Origin of the sequence: Bacillus coahuilensis m4-4 (genome assembly GCF_000171615.1) — a bacterium.
Lineage (GTDB): Bacteria > Bacillota > Bacilli > Bacillales > Bacillaceae_K > Bacillus_T > Bacillus_T coahuilensis.
The window spans coordinates 1-17,689 of the sequence record NZ_ABFU01000029.1 but is presented as its reverse complement, the minus strand read 5'-3'; the positions used below and the strand labels follow the sequence as shown (position 1 = coordinate 17,689).

Annotated in this window: 8 protein-coding genes and 11 pseudogenes; all 19 read left to right on the top strand. The window is 38.3% G+C overall.

The genetic code is table 11. The annotated features are described in order from the left end of the window. Positions 1-83 precede the first annotated feature (83 nt). The 19 genes and pseudogenes from rimP (at position 84) to dapA (ending at position 17,520) form a co-directional block, all read left to right on the top strand. Positions 84-501 (top strand): annotated as a pseudogene (rimP, locus tag M44_RS21415) (ribosome maturation factor RimP). Between the two features lie 83 nt (positions 502-584). Continuing rightward, positions 585-1,690 (top strand): annotated as a pseudogene (gene nusA, locus M44_RS21410) (transcription termination factor NusA). Between the two features lie 14 nt (positions 1,691-1,704). After that, a pseudogene (gene rnpM / locus M44_RS21405) lies at positions 1,705-1,982 on the top strand (RNase P modulator RnpM). A gap of 1 nt (position 1,983) precedes the next feature. Then, positions 1,984-2,286: a YlxQ family RNA-binding protein gene (locus tag M44_RS07710; protein WP_010172526.1), complete on the top strand. Its 303-nt coding sequence runs from the start codon at positions 1,984-1,986 to the stop codon at positions 2,284-2,286. A gap of 19 nt (positions 2,287-2,305) precedes the next feature. Beyond that, positions 2,306-4,401 (top strand): annotated as a pseudogene (infB, locus tag M44_RS21400) (translation initiation factor IF-2). After that, complete coding sequence (locus tag M44_RS07700) at positions 4,398-4,676, top strand: DUF503 domain-containing protein (RefSeq protein WP_010172525.1); 279 nt, start codon at positions 4,398-4,400, stop codon at positions 4,674-4,676. The pseudogene infB and the gene M44_RS07700 overlap by 4 nt, the downstream one beginning before the upstream one ends. Positions 4,677-4,697: 21 nt before the next feature. Next, positions 4,698-5,051 carry a 30S ribosome-binding factor RbfA gene (rbfA, locus tag M44_RS07695; RefSeq protein WP_010172524.1) on the top strand — a complete coding sequence of 118 codons (354 nt, stop codon included), beginning with the start codon at positions 4,698-4,700 and terminating at the stop codon, positions 5,049-5,051. Between the two features lie 71 nt (positions 5,052-5,122). Continuing rightward, positions 5,123-6,031 (top strand): tRNA pseudouridine(55) synthase TruB, encoded by a 909-nt coding sequence (gene truB, locus M44_RS07690; protein WP_010172523.1) that lies wholly within the window; start codon positions 5,123-5,125, stop codon positions 6,029-6,031. A gap of 15 nt (positions 6,032-6,046) precedes the next feature. Next, positions 6,047-6,993, top strand: a pseudogene (gene ribF / locus M44_RS21395) (bifunctional riboflavin kinase/FAD synthetase). A 125-nt stretch (positions 6,994-7,118) separates the two neighbouring features. Next, positions 7,119-7,387 (top strand): annotated as a pseudogene (gene rpsO, locus M44_RS07680) (30S ribosomal protein S15). A 222-nt stretch (positions 7,388-7,609) separates the two neighbouring features. Then, positions 7,610-9,729 (top strand): annotated as a pseudogene (gene pnp, locus M44_RS21390) (polyribonucleotide nucleotidyltransferase). A gap of 189 nt (positions 9,730-9,918) precedes the next feature. Continuing rightward, the gene (locus M44_RS21385; RefSeq protein WP_010172521.1) at positions 9,919-10,794 is read left to right on the top strand and encodes a polysaccharide deacetylase family protein; all 876 of its coding nucleotides are present in this window, start codon (positions 9,919-9,921) and stop codon (positions 10,792-10,794) included. Between the two features lie 67 nt (positions 10,795-10,861). After that, positions 10,862-12,107: pseudogene (locus M44_RS21380) on the top strand (M16 family metallopeptidase). Positions 12,108-12,325: 218 nt separating this feature from the next. Beyond that, positions 12,326-12,568, top strand: coding sequence for a YlmC/YmxH family sporulation protein (locus M44_RS07660; RefSeq protein ID WP_010172520.1), 243 nt, complete (start codon positions 12,326-12,328; stop codon positions 12,566-12,568). Between the two features lie 142 nt (positions 12,569-12,710). Next, positions 12,711-13,608: pseudogene (gene dpaA, locus M44_RS26065) on the top strand (dipicolinic acid synthetase subunit A). A 1-nt stretch (position 13,609) separates the two neighbouring features. Next, a complete protein-coding gene (gene dpaB / locus M44_RS07640; RefSeq protein ID WP_010172516.1) occupies positions 13,610-14,203 on the top strand; it encodes a dipicolinate synthase subunit B in 594 nt (197 codons plus the stop codon). 133 nt (positions 14,204-14,336) lie between these two features. After that, positions 14,337-15,379: pseudogene (gene asd / locus M44_RS21375) on the top strand (aspartate-semialdehyde dehydrogenase). A gap of 24 nt (positions 15,380-15,403) precedes the next feature. Continuing rightward, entirely contained in the window at positions 15,404-16,618 is a 1,215-nt protein-coding gene (gene dapG, locus M44_RS07630; protein ID WP_010172514.1) for an aspartate kinase, read from the top strand. 64 nt (positions 16,619-16,682) lie between these two features. Then, positions 16,683-17,520, top strand: a pseudogene (dapA, locus tag M44_RS21370) (4-hydroxy-tetrahydrodipicolinate synthase). Positions 17,521-17,689 lie beyond the last annotated feature (169 nt).

Below are 17,689 nucleotides of genomic sequence, written 5' to 3'. Positions count from 1 at the left end.
GGTGAAAGAGTGGGCGCCCCCCACTCTTTCGTGTTTATTTACGGAATTAGTAGACCTACATAATAGATGCTTGGGAGGTATGTATGAGTAAAATTACAGATCTCGTAGAACAACTAGCACCACCAATTTTAGATGAACTAAAGTTAGAGCTAGTAGACGTAGAGTATGTGAAAGAAGGAAGTAATTGGTTTTACGTGTGTATATCGACAAAGATGCCGGTGTGGATATTGAAGAATGCGGAATTGTTAGTGAACGATTAGGAGAAAAAATCGATGAACTAGATCCAATTCAACACAATTATTTCCTAGAGGTATCATCACCTGGTGCTGAACGTCCTTTGAAAAAAGAAAAGGATTTTGAGAAAGCAGTCGGTAAGCAAGTTTATGTTAAAACATATGAGCCTATTGAAGGTGAAAAAGAGTTGAAGGTAAGCTACTACAAAATGATCAAGATACTCTTGTTGTTGAGGTTACAATCAAAACAAAGAAAAGAAAAAAATAAGAAATTCCTAAAAGTAAAGTAGCCAAAGCTCGGTTAGCTGTTACTTTCTCCTAGGATGTTGAATTTAAAGGGGGATGATCCTGATGAGTACTGAATTATTAGATGCGTTAGACTATTTAGAAAAAGAAAAAGGGATTGCTCGTGACATTTTAATCGATGCAATTGAAGCAGCACTTGTTTCTGCTTATAAACGTAATTTTAATCAAGCGCAAAATGTACGAGTTGACCTACATCAAGAGAACGGCACCATTCGTGTGTTTGCGCGAAAGGAAATTGTCGATCAAGTTTTTGATCCTCGCCTTGAAATTTCCATTGAAGATGCCAAGCAAATTCACCCTGGATATGAGGTGGGTGACATTGTTGAGCTGGAGGTAACACCAAAGGACTTTGGTCGTATTGCTGCCCAAACTGCAAAACAAGTCGTAACACAACGTGTGCGTGAAGCGGAACGCGGAATTATTTATTCTGAGTTCATTGATCGAGAAGAAGACATCATGACTGGAATTGTTCAACGTCTTGATAATCGTTACATCTACGTCGCTTTAGGGAAAATTGAAGCGCTTTTACCTATATCTGAACAGATGCCAAATGAAAGCTATAAGCCACATGACCGCATAAAAGTGTTCTTAACGAAAGTAGAAAAGACAACAAAAGGTCCTCAAATTTTTGTATCCCGCACACATCCAGGGTTACTAAAAAGACTGTTTGAAATTGAAGTGCCAGAAATCTTTGATGGAACGGTAGAAATTAAATCTGTTTCACGTGAAGCTGGAGATCGTTCCAAGATTTCTGTGCATGCAGAAAATCCCGAAGTAGATCCAGTAGGTGCTTGTGTTGGTTCAAAGGGCACTCGAGTTCAAGCTATTGTTAATGAATTAAAAGGTGAAAAATTGATATTGTTGAATGGTCTGAGGATCCTGTTGAATTTGTTGCAAATGCTTTAAGTCCAGCTAAAGTACTTGAAGTTCAAGTAGATGAAGACAATAAAGCGACAACTGTCATTGTACCTGACTATCAACTATCCCTAGCTATTGGCAAGCGCGGTCAAAACGCTAGGTTAGCTGCCAAATTAACCAATTGGAAAATTGACATTAAAAGTGAGACAGATGCTAGAGAACTAGGAATTTATCCGAGTGAAGAGACAGGGAGTTTAGATTCCTTCTTCAATGATGAGACCGATGAACTTTAATAAGAGGTGATATGATGGCTAGTAATAAAAAGATACCTCTAAGAAAATGCGTAGCGACTGGTGAAATGATGCCCAAAAAGGAGCTCATACGAGTTGTTCGTTCTAAAGAAGGGGAAGTGTCCATTGATACGACTGGGAAAAAATCGGGTCGTGGAGCATACCTTTCAAAACAAAAAGAAGCCATACTACTTGCTAAGAAAAAAAAATAAGCTTAGCCAATCACCTAGATGTGAAAATACCTGATTCAATTTATGAAGAATTAGCCATCCTTGTAGAAGAGGAGAAAGATTAATTTGGATCAACTTAAATGGGTGTCACTTCTAGGTTTAGCACATAGAGCAAGAAAGACCATTTCAGGGGAAGAGCTTGTTGTAAAGGACATTCGTACTCAAAAAGCTAAGCTTGTACTTCTTTCAAAAGACGCTTCTAGTAATACAGCAAAGAAGATACAAGATAAGTGTGAGTACTATAAAGTCCCCTTGAAACTAGTCGATAACCGTGAATTGCTAGGAAATGCAATTGGGAAAGATGCACGAGTAGTCGTGGCGGTTCTTGACACGGGTTTTGCAAACAAGTTGTTGCAATTACTCGCTTAATCTTAACGGGGGTGAAGGAATGAGTAAAATTAGAGTATATGAATACGCTAAAAAACATAATGTTTCAAGTAAAGCTGTAATAGATAAATTAAAAGAGATGAATATAGAAGTTTCCAACCATATGGCAACGATTGAGGATAATTCATTACCAAAACTAGATCAAACGTTTGCATCTAAAGGTAATAATGAATCAAAAGCCTCTACAACAAACAATAAGCCAGCAAGTAAAAACACGGCTGGAAAAACACGTGATAACAATAAAAAGCCAAGCGGCCCGAGAAATAATAAACGTAACGGCGGGAGAAATACGAACCAAAAACGTACTCAGCCTCAACCACAAGCCCCAAGAAAAGTAAAAGAGCTACCAGAAAAAATTACGTTTGTAGACTCTTTAACAGTCGCTGAACTTGGTAAGAAGTTACACAGAGATCCTTCTGAAATTGTGAAAAAATTATTCTTACTAGGTACGATGGCAACGATTAATCAATCACTTGATAAAGATGCAATTGAATTAATCTGTGCTGATTATGGTGTAGAAGTAGAAGAAGAAATTGTGATAGATACTACGGATTTAGAAACGTATTTCACTGAAGACGGAGATGATAATCTATCAGAACGTCCTCCTGTTGTAACCATAATGGGTCACGTTGACCATGGTAAAACAACGTTATTAGATTCTATTCGTAACACAAAAGTAACCGCAGGAGAAGCTGGTGGAATCACTCAGCATATTGGTGCTTATCAGGTTGAGGAAAATGGTAAAAGATTACATTCCTAGATACACCAGGTCACGCAGCTTTTACTACTATGCGTGCACGTGGTGCTAAAGTAACGGATATTGCCATTATCGTTGTGGCAGCGGATGACGGTGTTATGCCTCAAACGGTTGAAGCCATTAATCATGCTAAAGCAGCAGAAGTTCCAATTATTATTGCTGTAAATAAAATGGATAAGCCAACCGCTAACCCTGATCGTGTTATGCAAGAGTTAACGGAACACGGTATTGTGTCAGAGGACTGGGGTGGAGATACGATCTTCGTTAAGTTATCTGCTTTATCAGGAGACGGAATCGACAATCTTCTAGAGATGATTTTGCTTGTTTCTGAGGTAGAAGAATACAAAGCTAATCCGGAACGCAATGCAATGGGAACGGTAATAGAAGCAGAACTTGATAAAGGACGAGGATCTGTTGCTCGTTTACTTGTACAAAATGGTACATTAAATGTAGGAGATCCAATCGTTGTAGGGAACACATTTGGACGAGTTAGAGCGATGGTTAATGATTTAGGTCGTCGAGTAAAAGTGGCTCTTCCGTCTACTCCAGTTGAAATCACTGGGTTAAACGATGTGCCTCAAGCAGGAGATCGGTTTGTCGTTCTTCCAGATGAGAAAACGGCTCGTTCTATCGGAGAAGCGCGTCAGCAACAAGCGATTATTGAACAACGTAATGAAAATAATAAAGTTAGCCTAGACACATTGTTTGATCAATTAAAACTAGGGGAAATGAAAGATTTGAATATCGTGTTAAAAGCCGATGTTCAAGGTTCAGCAGAAGCTTTAGCAGCTGCATTGTATAAGATCGATGTAGAAGGCGTTAAAATTAAAATCATTCATACCGGTGTTGGAGCCATTAATGAATCGGATATTACACTAGCTGCAGCATCAAATGCCATTGTCATTGGTTTTAATGTTCGACCTGATGTAAATGCTAAGAGAGCTGCGGATGCAGAAGGTGTAGATGTCCGTTTACACCGTATTATTTATAAAGTAATAGAAGAAATTGAAAGTGCGATGAAAGGCTTACTAGACCCTGAATTTGAAGAAAAAGTAATTGGTCAGGTTGAAGTTCGTCAAACGTTCAAAGTGTCTAAAGTTGGAACAATTGCAGGATGCTATGTAACAGATGGAAAAATAACAAGAGACTCCGGAGTTCGTATAATCCGTGATGGTATTGTTGTATTTGAAGGAGAAATAGACTCTCTTAAACGTTTCAAAGATGAAGCGAAAGAAGTGGCTCGTGGTTATGAGTGCGGTATTACGATCAAAAACTTCAATGATGTGAAAGAAGGAGACGTTATTGAAGCGTACGTAATGGAAGAAATCAAACGTACATGATCGGGTCTTTGGAATGTGAGTTCTTCATCCCTCATGTCCACTCATTAAAAGAAAAACGCAGTGTGCTACAAAAAGTCTTAACTAGGTTAAAACAAAAGCGAAATGTTTCAGTAGCTGAAATTGACCACCAAGATATGTGGCAGCGAACCCGAATTGCCATTGTAACCGTTGCTTCTTCAAAACTTGCCTGTGAAAAAGAATTAGAAAGGTGCGTAACCTTTCTTGATTCGTTTCCAGAGTGGGAGAGAACAGACATTGTGTATGAATGGTTGTAACTAAAAGAGGTGAATAAATACATGAGCTTACGTTCTAATCGAATTGGCGAACAAATGAAAAAAGAGCTTGGAGATATTATTAGTCGTAAAATTAAAGACCCACGCATTGGGTTTGTGACTGTGACGGATGTACAAGTCACTGGAGATCTTCAGCAAGCAAAGGTTTACATTACGGTATTAGATGATTCTAAGCGAGAAGACACATTAAAAGGGCTTTCTAAAGCTAAAGGGTTTATTCGTTCTGAAATCGGAAGTAGAATTCGTCTAAGAAAAACACCTGAGCTTCTTTTTGAATTTGATGAGTCCATTCAATACGGAAATCGGATTGAATCGATTATTCGTGATATTAAAGAAGACGAAAAATCTGAGGAATAATCAAATGGATAGGCTCTGCCTATCCATTTTCTTTTCTTTCAACTAAATCACTGAATACAGGAGGAGTTAAGGTGAACGGAATTCTTCCATTATGGAAAGAAAAAGGCATGACAAGTCATGATTGTGTTTTCAAAGTTAGAAAAATTCTTCGTATGAAGAAGGTAGGACATACAGGTACGCTAGACCCAGATGTGGAAGGGGTACTACCTATTTGTCTTGGAAGAGCTACGAAAATCGCTGAATATATAACAGATGCAGGAAAAGAGTATGTTGGGGAAGTAACATTAGGCACTTCTACCACAACAGAGGATGCATCTGGAGAAGTGATTGAGAGTGTAGACTCTGTTGAGGGCGTAAATGTACCAAAAGTATTGAAGGTACTAAAGAGCTTAGAAGGAGATATTGAGCAAACTCCTCCTATGTACTCTGCTGTTAAGGTGAATGGAAAAAAATTGTATGAATACGCAAGAGCAGGTATCGAAGTAGAACGTCCCACTAGAAGAGTCAAGATTTATTCCATTGAATTACAAGAAGATTCGATAGTTGATAAATCAAATGTAACGAGTTTTAAATTTAAAGTGAAATGTAGTAAAGGTACATATATTAGAACCCTAGCTGTTCAAATTGGCGAGCGTCTTGGATTCCCTGCACATATGTCTTATTTGGTTCGTACACAGTCGGCTACCTTTACAAAAGACAATTGCGTAACATTAAACGAGCTCCAAGAAAAGGTGGAGCTTGGGCTACTTGAAGATTGTTTATATCCACTAGAGCATGGAATTTCTTATTTGCCCCAATTTCAATTAAATGATACATTAGCAGAGAAAGTGAAAAATGGTGGAGTTTTTCTTTCACCAAAGGATTTTCCTATGAACGAAAAGGTTGTAATGGTCTATCAAGGACAAATGCTTGCAATATACCAGCCTCATCCTTCTAAAGAAGGTATGGTCAAACCAGTAAAGGTTATTATGAATGAGTAGAAATTAGGTGAGAAGATGAAAAAAATCTCTGTCCATCATCCGCATGAATTCACTCAAAGTGAATTTCCACCCCTAGTTATGGCATTAGGCTACTTTGATGGAGTGCATAAAGGTCATCAGAAGGTTATCCAAACCGCAATAGAGTATGGTGAAAAAAATGGCTTAAAAAAGGCTGTTATGACATTTGACCCTCATCCAAGTGTAGTACTTGGTAAGGAGCACAAACATGTTCATTACATTACCCCGCTAAAGGACAAAGAAACCATTTTAGACAATATGGGTGTTGATTATTTATTCGTTGTTCGTTTTACATCCGACTTTGCTAGTTTACTTCCTCAAGAATTTGTTGATCAATATATTATTGATTTTAATGTAAAGCATGTAGTGGCCGGGTTCGATTTTTCTTATGGAAAGTTAGGTAAAGGTACAATGGAAACCTTACCATTTCATTCTCGAGAAATGTTTTCACAGACCACTGTAACGAAATTAAGTATGGAAGATGTGAAAGTAAGTTCCACACTGTTAAGAGAATCGATACAGTCTGGACAAATGGATAAGGTTCAACTTCTACTTGGCAGACCGTTTGAAACTAGAGGTACTGTTGTACACGGTGAAAAACGAGGAAGAAAATTGGGTTTCCAACGGCTAATATTGAAATATCAGATGATTATTTACTTCCTCCTACTGGTGTGTATACAGTTCAATTGTATGTGCAAAATGAATGGCATGAAGGAGTATGCAATGTAGGATACAAACCTACCTTTCATAATCCTGAAGAAAGAGATTTAAGTATTGAAGTACATATTTTTAATTTTAAACGGTCTATATACGGGGAAGAAATTATTCTCAGGTGGTATCAGCGGATACGTAGTGAAAAGAAATTTAATGGTATTGACCAATTAATAGAACAAATTCAGCAGGACAAAGAAATGGCGATGGAGTTTTTTAGAAATTCTCCTTAATGACTTGAAATCAATATAAAATAATAGTATAGTATTAAAGGTAACATTTAGAACCATTGCTTGGCTTTTCGACTCACCGACGAAAGCTAGGGAATTGGGGATATCTATATTAGGAGGTGAAAAGGATGGCAATCACAAAAGAACGTAAAACTCAACTGATTAACGAATATAGAACTCACGAAGGAGACACTGGTTCTCCAGAAGTTCAAATCGCTATCCTAACTGAGGAAATCAATAGCTTAAACGAACACTTACGTACACACAAAAAGACCACCACTCTCGTCGTGGACTTTTAAAGATGGTAGGACACCGTCGTAACCTACTTAATTACCTACGTAACAATGATGTACAACGTTATCGCGATCTAATCAACAAGCTTGGTTTACGTCGATAATTCTTAAAGAAAGCGGGACACGTTCCCGTCTTTTTTTTAAGCATTGGTAGTGATACTTTTCTTATTTCTATGTATAAGAATTAGGCAATATTGATTACACTATTGATACATACTAAAAAAGTAAGTTCGACAAGTGCGTTTATTTTTCGTGCATGTTAGTATAGAAGTATATAAGGATACTTTTGTTATAAAATTTGTAAGAAGTTAGAGAGGAGTACATATATGGATCAAGAAAAGAAAATATTTTCAATAGATTGGGCTGGACGTGAACTTTCTGTTGAAGTTGGAGAGTTAGCTAAACAAGCGAACGGAGCAGCATTAGTTCGCTACGGTGATTCAGTTGTACTAAGTACTGCAACAGCTTCTAAAGAAGCAAAGCAAGTCGATTTTTTCCCATTGACGGTCAATTATGAAGAAAGATTATATGCTGTGGGGAAGATTCCTGGTGGATTTATTAAACGTGAGGGTCGTCCAAGTGAGCGAGCTGTTTTAGCTTCTCGTTTAATCGACCGCCCATTACGTCCTCTATTCCCAGATGGATTCCGTAATGAAGTGCAAGTAGTAAGTATGGTTATGAGTGTTGATCAAGATAATTCAACTGAAATGGCAGCTATGTTTGGATCTTCACTGGCATTATCGATTTCTGATGTACCGTTTGACGGTCCAATCGCTGGTGTTGTCGTAGGAATGATTGATGACAAATTTTTAATTAATCCAACTGTTAGTCAGATGGAAGACAGTAAAATGAATCTTATCGTTGCAGGTACGAAAGATGCGATTAACATGGTAGAGGCTGGAGCAGACGAAGTTCCAGAGGAAACGATGTTAGAAGCCATCATGTTTGGTCATGAAGAAATTAAGCGTCTTATTTCTTTCCAAGAAGAAATTGTTGCTGCGGTAGGTAAAGAGAAATTTGCCGTTCAATTATTTGAATTAGATCAAGATTTAGAAGCTGATGTCCGCTCTTTATGCGAAACCGAAATGGTGGCTGCTATCCAAACGGTTGAAAAGCATGCCCGCCAAGAAGCGATCTCTAGCGTCAAGGCAAACGTAATGTCTCATTACGAAGAAAAGAGGCAACTGATGAGATTCTTAAAGAGGTTGGACAAATTTTAGATAAGATGGTAAAAGGTGAAGTTCGTCGTCTTATTACAGAAGAAAAAATACGTCCTGATGGCCGTAAAGAAGACGAAATTCGTCCGCTTTCATCAAGCGTTGGATTGCTACCAAGAACACATGGTTCTGGATTATTCACGCGTGGACAGACTCAAGCGTTTAGTATTTGTACATTAGGTGCACTTGGTGATGTTCAAATCTTAGATGGTTTAGGAATTGAAGAATCAAAACGCTTTATGCATCACTATAACTTCCCTAGCTTTTCAGTAGGTGAAACACGCCCTTCGCGTGGACCAGGACGTCGTGAAATTGGACATGGTGCTCTTGGAGAGCGTGCATTAGAACCTGTTATTCCAAATGAAAAAGATTTCCCTTATACGATGCGTTTAGTGTCTGAAGTATTAGAATCTAATGGTTCTACTTCTCAAGCAAGTATTTGTGCGAGTACATTAGCCTTAATGGATGCTGGTGTACCTATTAAAGCGCCAGTCGCAGGTATTGCTATGGGACTAGTTAAATCTGGAGAACACTACACAATACTTTCAGATATTCAAGGGATGGAAGATCATTTAGGTGATATGGACTTTAAAGTAGCGGGTACTGCTGCTGGTGTCACTGCTCTTCAAATGGATATTAAAATTGATGGACTTAGTCGTGAAATATTAGAAGAAGCACTTCAACAGGCTAAAACAGGGCGTATGCATATTTTAGAAAGCATGATTGCGACACTTCCAGAAGCACGTACTACGTTATCTAAATATGCACCGAAAATCTTAACGATGTCCATTAATCCAGACAAGATTCGTGATGTTATTGGACCAAGTGGAAAAATGATTAATAAGATCATTGACGAGACTGGAGTAAAGGTAGATATCGAACAAGATGGTTCTGTCTTTATTGCTTCTGCTGATGAAGAGATGAACAAAAAAGCGAAGAAAATGATTGAAGATATTGTCCGAGAAGTTGAAGTAGGGCAAATGTACTTAGGTAAGGTTAAGCGAATTGAAAAATTCGGTGCATTTGTTGAAATCTTTGAAGGTAAAGATGGTCTTGTTCATATTTCTGAGCTTGCTGAAGAACGTGTTGGGAAAGTTGAAGATGTAGTAAAACTTGGTGATGAACTTCTTGTCAAAGTGACAGAAATTGATCGTCAAGGAAGAGTGAATCTTTCTCGTAAGGCAGTTTTAAAAGAGCAAAAAGAAAAAGAACAAGGAGCAACTGAATAACTCCTCTAAAAAACAGCATATTTGCTGTTTTTTTTGTTTTTCATTTCTCATGTAGTACTAGTTCTAACTTGTCCCTCGATTTCATAGTTTTGAAGGAGGGAGGGGTTGTGATGAAAAAAGGTCTTGTCTTTACTAGTCTTGCTATTATTGCGTTTTTTTTAATTAAAAAATCCATTTGTGACGACGTATATGTTTCAACTAAAATCTGTTGCATTTCCAGTAGCAACTCAACAGACTCTATTACAAGAAATAGAAGAAAAATCAAAAGAGTTCGAGGTTCCTGCAGCAGATGCTAAAATAGATCCCGTTTGGAAGACGGTTCCTGGGTACAATGGCTTGAAAATAGACATACAATCTTCCTATGATAATATGAAAGAAGTAGGAGAATTTAAAGAGGAGTTGTTAGTGTACGAGCAAGTATCACCCTCTGTACATTTAACGGACCTATCTCCTGCGCCTATCTATAAAGGTCATCCAGATAAGCCTATGGTTAGCTTAACGATTAATGTTGCATGGGGAAATGAATATATTCCCGATATGCTTGAATCTCTTGAGAAGCATAAAGTATATGCTACGTTTTTCTTAGAAGGAAGATGGGTCAAAGAAAATCCTGAAATGGCGAAAATGATTGCTGAAGCAGGTCATGAAATAGGTAATCATTCCTACTCGCATCCTGATTTAAATAAATCTTCAAAAGAGAAGACCATTGAAGAGTTAACCAAAACAAATGAAGTGATTGAAGCGACAATTGGGAAGAGAGTGAAATGGTTTGCTCCTCCAAGTGGAAGCTTCAATGACACAACAGTGGATGTAGCGGCCACACTTAAGTTAGGAACCATTCTTTGGAGTGTCGATACGATAGATTGGCAAAAACCTGCTCCTAGCGTTATCATTAGTCGTGTAGAAACGAAGCTACACCCCGGTGCCATCATCTTAATGCATCCAACAAAATCAACGGCCCAAGCATTAGATACCGTTATTGTTTCAATCAAGAATAAAGATTTACGATTGGGTACTGTATCTCAATTAGTGAAAGAAGAAAGAATAGTAGAGAGTAGAAAATAATTTCTCAATTGGGGTATAGTAAGATATAGAAGTATTTTTGTAGTGGTCAGAACAGGAGGAACAGATTTTGATAAAGAAATATACTTGCAAAAATGGACTAAGAATTGTACTAGAGGAAATCCCTACTGTTCGTTCAGTCGCAATCGGAGTATGGATAGGTACAGGCTCTAAACATGAAACACCAGAGAATAATGGTATTTCACACTTTCTAGAGCATATGTTTTTTAAAGGAACCAAAACCAAAACGGCCCGTGATATTGCGGAAGGCTTTGACAGCATTGGTGGGCAAGTGAATGCCTTTACTTCTAAAGAATACACATGCTATTATGCGAAGGTTCTCGATAATCATGCCTCATACGCTTTAAATATGTTAGGCGATATGTTCTTTCATTCAACTTTTGATAAAGATGAATTAGAAAAAGAAAAGAATGTTGTGTATGAAGAAATTAAAATGTACGAAGATACACCTGATGACATTGTTCATGATGTCTTAAGTAAAGCTATTTATCAAAACCATCCATTAGGGTATCCCATCTTAGGGACTGAGGAGACCTTATCAACATTTTCACAGGATACGTTAAATCAATACATGCATGAAACTTACACACCGGACCGAGTGGTTGTTTCCATTGCAGGTAATGTGAATGAAGACTTTATTCAAGAGGTTGAAAAGTTGTTTGGTACATTTGAAAGAGGCAATGCTCCACAGCTTGAAAACCGCCCAGTTTTTCATGAGAATCATTTATTTAAATCAAAAGATACCGAGCAAGGACATCTGTGTATCGGCTACGATGGGTTAGAAATTGGTCATGAAAATATTTATGATTTAATCATATTAAATAATGTTTTAGGTGGAAGTATGAGTTCAAGACTTTTCCAAGAAGTAAGAGAACAACGAGGACTAGCCTACTCAGTCTTCTCTTATCACTCTTCGTATGAGGATAGTGGCCTTGTCACCTTGTACGGCGGGACTGGTGCAAACCAATTAGATCAACTGTTTGAAACCATTCAACAGACGATTCAGTCTTTAACGAATGAAGGCATTAACAAAAAAAGAATTAATGAATAGTAAAGAGCAGTTAAAAGGAAATCTTATGTTAAGCCTTGAAAGTACAAATAGTAGAATGAGCCGTAATGGTAAAAATGAATTACTATTAAAACGACATCGCTCATTAGATGAGATTGTAGAAGAAATAGATGGCGTCACATTAGAAAGAGTGGCTCAAGTGGCTTCAGATATTTTCTCACAACCATATTCAACTGCATTAATCGCACCAAGCAATTCATTAAAATTGCCGGCTAGTGTAAGGTAATTGAAATGAAATTACTTTAAGCATCCTTTTATATAAACACTTTGTTCAATAATCATGTTGATAGTAGCACATTTCCAGCAGACCATTGTAACAAAATGGAGAAGACTTGCGGGAATCAACTGAGTTGTGACAGAGTCTTTATAAAAGGATGCTTTTCTGTTTTAAAAAAGAGGATCGTACATACATTTATAGTAAGGGATAAAAAAGGGGGGGAGACTATGAGATTAAGTGAATTAAGTGGAAAAGAAATTGTAGATTTTAGAAGAGCAGAACGTTTAGGAATAGTTGGCCAAACAGACTTAGAGTTTAATGATAAAACGGGAGCGATATCTTCTTTGATTATTCCTTCTGGCAAAATGTTTGCTCGAAAGTCCAAGAGTGAGGTAAGAGTCCCCTGGTCAAGAATTCGCACCATCGGAGCGGATATGATCATCCTAGAAATTACAGACGATGAAAACTGATCTGTCTTTTCATTTACTATCAAGGCGCATCTCCCCGAGAGATGCGCTTTTTCTATTCACCCTTCTGTATTTAGGCACATAGTATGTTGAAGTAACACATGTCGCCCACAAAAATAGAATTTTAAAGAAGGTGAAGACATTGATGCTGACAGGAATGCAAATTGCAATCATAGGAGGGGATGCCAGACAGCTTGAGATTATTAGAAAGCTATCTGAACTTGATGCAAAGCTCTCCTTGATTGGATTTGAACAGCTTGATCATGCATTTCCAGGTGCCTGTAAAGAAAAATTGGGGAAATAGATTTTTCGGTACTAGACGCTATCATACTTCCTGTTCCTGGAACCAATCTCGAAGGGGAAGTCGATTCCATATTTTCTAATGAAAAAGTGGTGTTTACTGGAGAGTATTTACAAAAAACACCTGAACATTGTGTAGTATACTCCGGGATTACCAATTCATATCTAACTTCTATCATGGAAGAGTCAAAAAGATATCATGTTCAATTATTTGAACGCGATGATGTAGCTATATATAACAGTATTCCTACTGTAGAAGGAACAATCATGATGGTGATTCAAAACACAGATTTTACCATTCATGGTTCAACTTGTGCCGTTTTAGGACTTGGAAGAGTTGGGATGAGTGTTGCAAGAACGTTCCATCATCTCGGGGCAAAAGTTAAGGTTGGAGCAAGGAGCACAAGTCATCTAGCGAGAATTCAAGAAATGGGACTACAGCCATTTTCTCTTGATGAATTACAAAAAGAGATGAGTAACGTTGATATCTGTATTAATACGATTCCTGCAAAAATTGTAACGGCACCTGTGATTAATTCAATGCCATTACACACGTTAATTATCGACCTTGCATCTAAGCCAGGAGGTACGGATTTCCGGTATGCAGAAAGAGAGGGGTAAAGGCGTTGTTAGCCCCAGGCTTACCTGGAATCGTTGCACCGAAATCGGCAGGACAGATTCTTGCTAATGTATTGTCTCAGCTGCTATTTAATCAGCAACACGATAAGAAAGGAGCAGAATAATATGGAGTGGAAGAATACAAGAGTTGGATTTGGACTAACAGGATCTCATTGTACGTATGACGCAGTTTTCCCTGAAATTGAAAACTTAGTGAATTTAGGGGTTGAAGTACTTCCTATTGTTTCGTCTACCGTTAAGAATACGGTGACAAGGTTTGGCGACGGAGAAGATTGGATTAAGCGTATCGAAAATGTGACGGGTCATAAAGTAATAGATAGCATTGTGGCGGCAGAACCACTAGGACCTAAAATTCCACTAGATTGCATGATTGTTGCTCCGTTAACGGGGAACTCAATGAGTAAGTTAGCGAATGCCATGACGGATTCGCCTGTCTTAATGGCTGCTAAGGCAACATTACGAAATCATCGTCCTGTGGTATTAGGAATCTCAACAAATGATGCCCTTGGTTTAAATGGAACGAATTTAATGAGACTAATGTCTACAAAGGATATATATTTCATCCCATTTGGTCAAGATGCTCCAGAAAAGAAACCAAAGTCTATGGTTGCTAGAATGTCACTACTACAGGACACTGTAGAAGCCGCGATTAATGGACATCAGCTTCAACCAGTTATTGTTGAAAGATATAAAGATTAATACTAGGGCGACCTTATGTTGGTCGTCCTTCGTATCGTGTCTGCGCGTTTTAAATAATCGTTAAAAATACTTTCTAAACCACTCATCATATATTAAAATGTAAGGATAGTTAGGGAACTGGAGGAATATGATGATGACGAAAAATCTATATAATGTAGCCGTAGTCGGAGCGACTGGTGCAGTGGGTCAACAAATGTTAAAAACACTTGAGGAAAGAGAATTTCCTATCGATACATTAAAACTTTTATCTTCTGCAAGATCTGCAGGTAAAGAAATCAAGTTTAAAGGAAAAAGTTATCAAGTAGAAGAGGCAAAACCAGAAAGCTTCGAGGGAATTGACATTGCCTTATTTAGTGCGGGTGGAAGTGTCTCTAAAGCGTTAGCACAAGAAGCGGCCGATAGAGGTGCAATCGTTATAGATAACACGAGTGCATTTAGAATGGATCCAAATGTACCGTTAGTCGTTCCTGAAGTAAATGAAGCAGATCTCCATACACATAACGGAATTATTGCTAATCCTAACTGCTCCACCATCCAAATGGTCGTAGCACTTGAGCCAATTAGACAAAAAATGGGGCTGAAAAAGTTATCGTATCCACCTATCAAGCTGTGTCAGGAGCAGGAAAGGTTGCGATTGATGAACTATATGAACAGACTCAAGCTGGTGTAGAAGGAAAAGACCTTGAGGCAAAAGTTCTACCTGTTAAAAGTGCAGAAAACATTATCCAATTGCTTACAACGCAATCCCACAGATTGACGTTTTTCAAGAAAATGGATTCACATATGAAGAAATGAAAATGATAAATGAGACGAAAAAAATTAATGCATCTTCCAGAACTGAAAGTTGCCGCAACATGTGTACGTTTGCCTATTGAAACGGGACATTCTGAATCGGTTTATTTTGAAGTCGAACAAGAAGGTGCAAGCGTTGAAGAGATTAAGAGTTTATTGAAGGAATCAGATGGAATCATCCTACAAGATGACCCATTTAATCAAATTTATCCGATGCCGTATTACGCTGCCGGTAAAAATGAAGTGTTTGTCGGAAGAATTCGACAGGACCTTGATGAAAGAAGTGGCTATCATATGTGGGTCGTATCTGATAATCTGTTAAAGGGAGCAGCCTTCAATTCAGTTCAGATTGCAGAGAGTTTAATTAAGCTGAACATTATTTAAATGTTCGACAGTTGAGGTGGAAACATGAATATCATCGTTCAAAAATTTGGGGGTACGTCAGTACGAAATGAAGAAAATAGAATAGCGGCTTACAACCATATTAAGAGAGCACAGCAAGAAGGAAATAAAGTGGTCGTTGTTGTATCAGCTATGGGAAGAATGGGAGAACCGTACGCTACAGATACCCTTCTTTCTTTAATTGGAGGAGCCAATACTACATTGTCAAAGCGAGAGCAAGACGCTTTACTATCATGTGGTGAGATGATTTCAAGTCTTGTGTTTACCAATATGCTAAATGAAAAAGGAATTCATTCTACTTCGTTAAATGGGTCACAGGCAGGATTTGAAACCAATGCAGATCATACAAATGCAAAAATTATCAATATGAACACAGAACGCTTATTAAAAGAATTAGAGGTATATGATGTGGTCGTCGTCGCGGGCTTTCAAGGAGCAGCACCAAATGGCGATGTTACTACTATCGGAAGAGGTGGCAGTGATACCTCTGCCGCTGCACTAGGGGTTGCATTACATGCAAGTATGATTGAAATTTTCACGGATGTTACAGGCATAATGACCGCAGACCCTAGGATTTCAGAGAAGGCTCGACCGTTAACAACTGTCACCTATAATGAAGTAAGCAACTTAGCCCACCAAGGTGCCAAAGTTATTCATCCACGAGCAGTGGAGATAGCTATGGGTGGCGGAGTACCGATTCATATTCGCAATACGAACAGTAATGAGCAAGGTACGATCATTACAGAAGCTAAAAAATATGATCAAGGTTTTCACTCTGAACGATTAATTACAGGTATCGCACACGTCACAAATATTGCCCAAATCAAAGTCAGTGCGAAGGAAGATCAGTATTCCTTGCAATCGGATGTGTTTAAGGCAATGGCACATGCAGGAATCTCTGTAGACTTTATCAATATTTCTCCAAAAGGAGTTATGTATACAGTAGCGGAGCATCATGTTCAAAAAGCCGTGGCATCGTTAGAAGCGCTTGGGTATGACGCAAATGTAGAAACAAAGTGTGCAAAAGTATCTGTTGTAGGTGCAGGTATTCACGGAGTACCCGGTGTAACATCGAGAATAGTTACGACCCTTTCTGAAGCAGGTATTAGCATACTACAATCTGCAGACAGTCATTCGACTATTTGGGTTTTAGTGAAAGAAGAGTTGGTAACAAAAGCAGTGAATCTTTTACATGATGAATTTGAATTACACAAAGATTAGACTGTTTGAATAAGTGTTAAGGGAGTGTAGAGTTGTGATAGATTTTGGTAAAGTTTCAACAGCAATGGTAACCCCATTCGATTCAAAAGGTAATATTGATTTTGAAAAAACGACTACATTAGTGAATTATTTAATCGAATCAGGATCTGATTCTTTAGTCGTTGCTGGTACAACAGGAGAATCTCCAACGTTAACTACTGAAGAGAAGCTGGCTTTATTCTCACATGTTGTAAAAGTTGCAAATGGTCGTGTACCAGTTATTGCAGGCACCGGTAGTAATAATACGTACCAAACCATAGAATTAACAAAAAAGGACTGAAAAAGCTGGCGTAGATGCCGTCATGATTGTTACTCCATATTACAACAAACCAAGTCAAGAAGGTATGTACCAACATTTTAAAGCGGTTGCTGCATCAACAAGCCTTCCAGTCATGTTATACAACGTTCCAGGGCGCTCAGTTGCTAAATTGTCACCTGAAACGGTTATTCGCTTATCAGAAATCTCCAATATCGTCGCTGTAAAAGAAGCTAGTGGAGATCTAGACGCAATGACTACCATCATTGCTTCCACTCCACAAGACTTTTTACTGTACAGCGGAGATGATGGATTAACCTTACCGGTTCTTTCTATTGGTGGTAACGGAGTAGTTTCAGTGGCATCTCATATTGTTGGTACTGAAATGCAGGAAATGATTTCAGCATTTTTTGATGGGCAACACCAAAGAGCTGCCGTTATTCATCAGCAGTTATTACCACTTATGAACGGTCTCTTTGCTGCTCCTTCTCCAAGCCCAGTTAAAACCGCTTTGCAATTAAAAGGATTAGACGTTGGTTCCGTTCGTTTACCAATGATTCCTCTTAACGCTGAAGAACGTGCAACATTATCAGCATTGATTAAGTAAAAGACATAGAAAGAATAAACAGCCTTCCTGAAGCGTTTAGGCTTATAGGGGGCTGTTTTTTGTGTTGGTATTCTACTCTGTTATGACGCCATTTAGGAAAGTTTATGTGGCGCTCTTCGTGTTTCCTTTATTTCAAGAATACGCCCTCCAATTCACACGCCCCTGACGG

Excerpts from the sequence above, each read along its gene's own strand:
- M44_RS07700 (WP_010172525.1), top strand. The coding sequence starts at position 4,398 with ATGATCGGGTCTTTGGAATGTGAGTTCTTCATCCCTCATGTCCACTCA.
- dapG (WP_010172514.1), top strand. The coding sequence starts at position 15,404 with ATGAATATCATCGTTCAAAAATTTGGGGGTACGTCAGTACGAAATGAA.
- rbfA (WP_010172524.1), top strand. The coding sequence starts at position 4,698 with ATGAGCTTACGTTCTAATCGAATTGGCGAACAAATGAAAAAAGAGCTT.
- dpaB (WP_010172516.1), top strand. The coding sequence starts at position 13,610 with ATGGAGTGGAAGAATACAAGAGTTGGATTTGGACTAACAGGATCTCAT.
- M44_RS21385 (WP_010172521.1), top strand. The coding sequence starts at position 9,919 with ATGTTTCAACTAAAATCTGTTGCATTTCCAGTAGCAACTCAACAGACT.
- M44_RS07660 (WP_010172520.1), top strand. The coding sequence starts at position 12,326 with ATGAGATTAAGTGAATTAAGTGGAAAAGAAATTGTAGATTTTAGAAGA.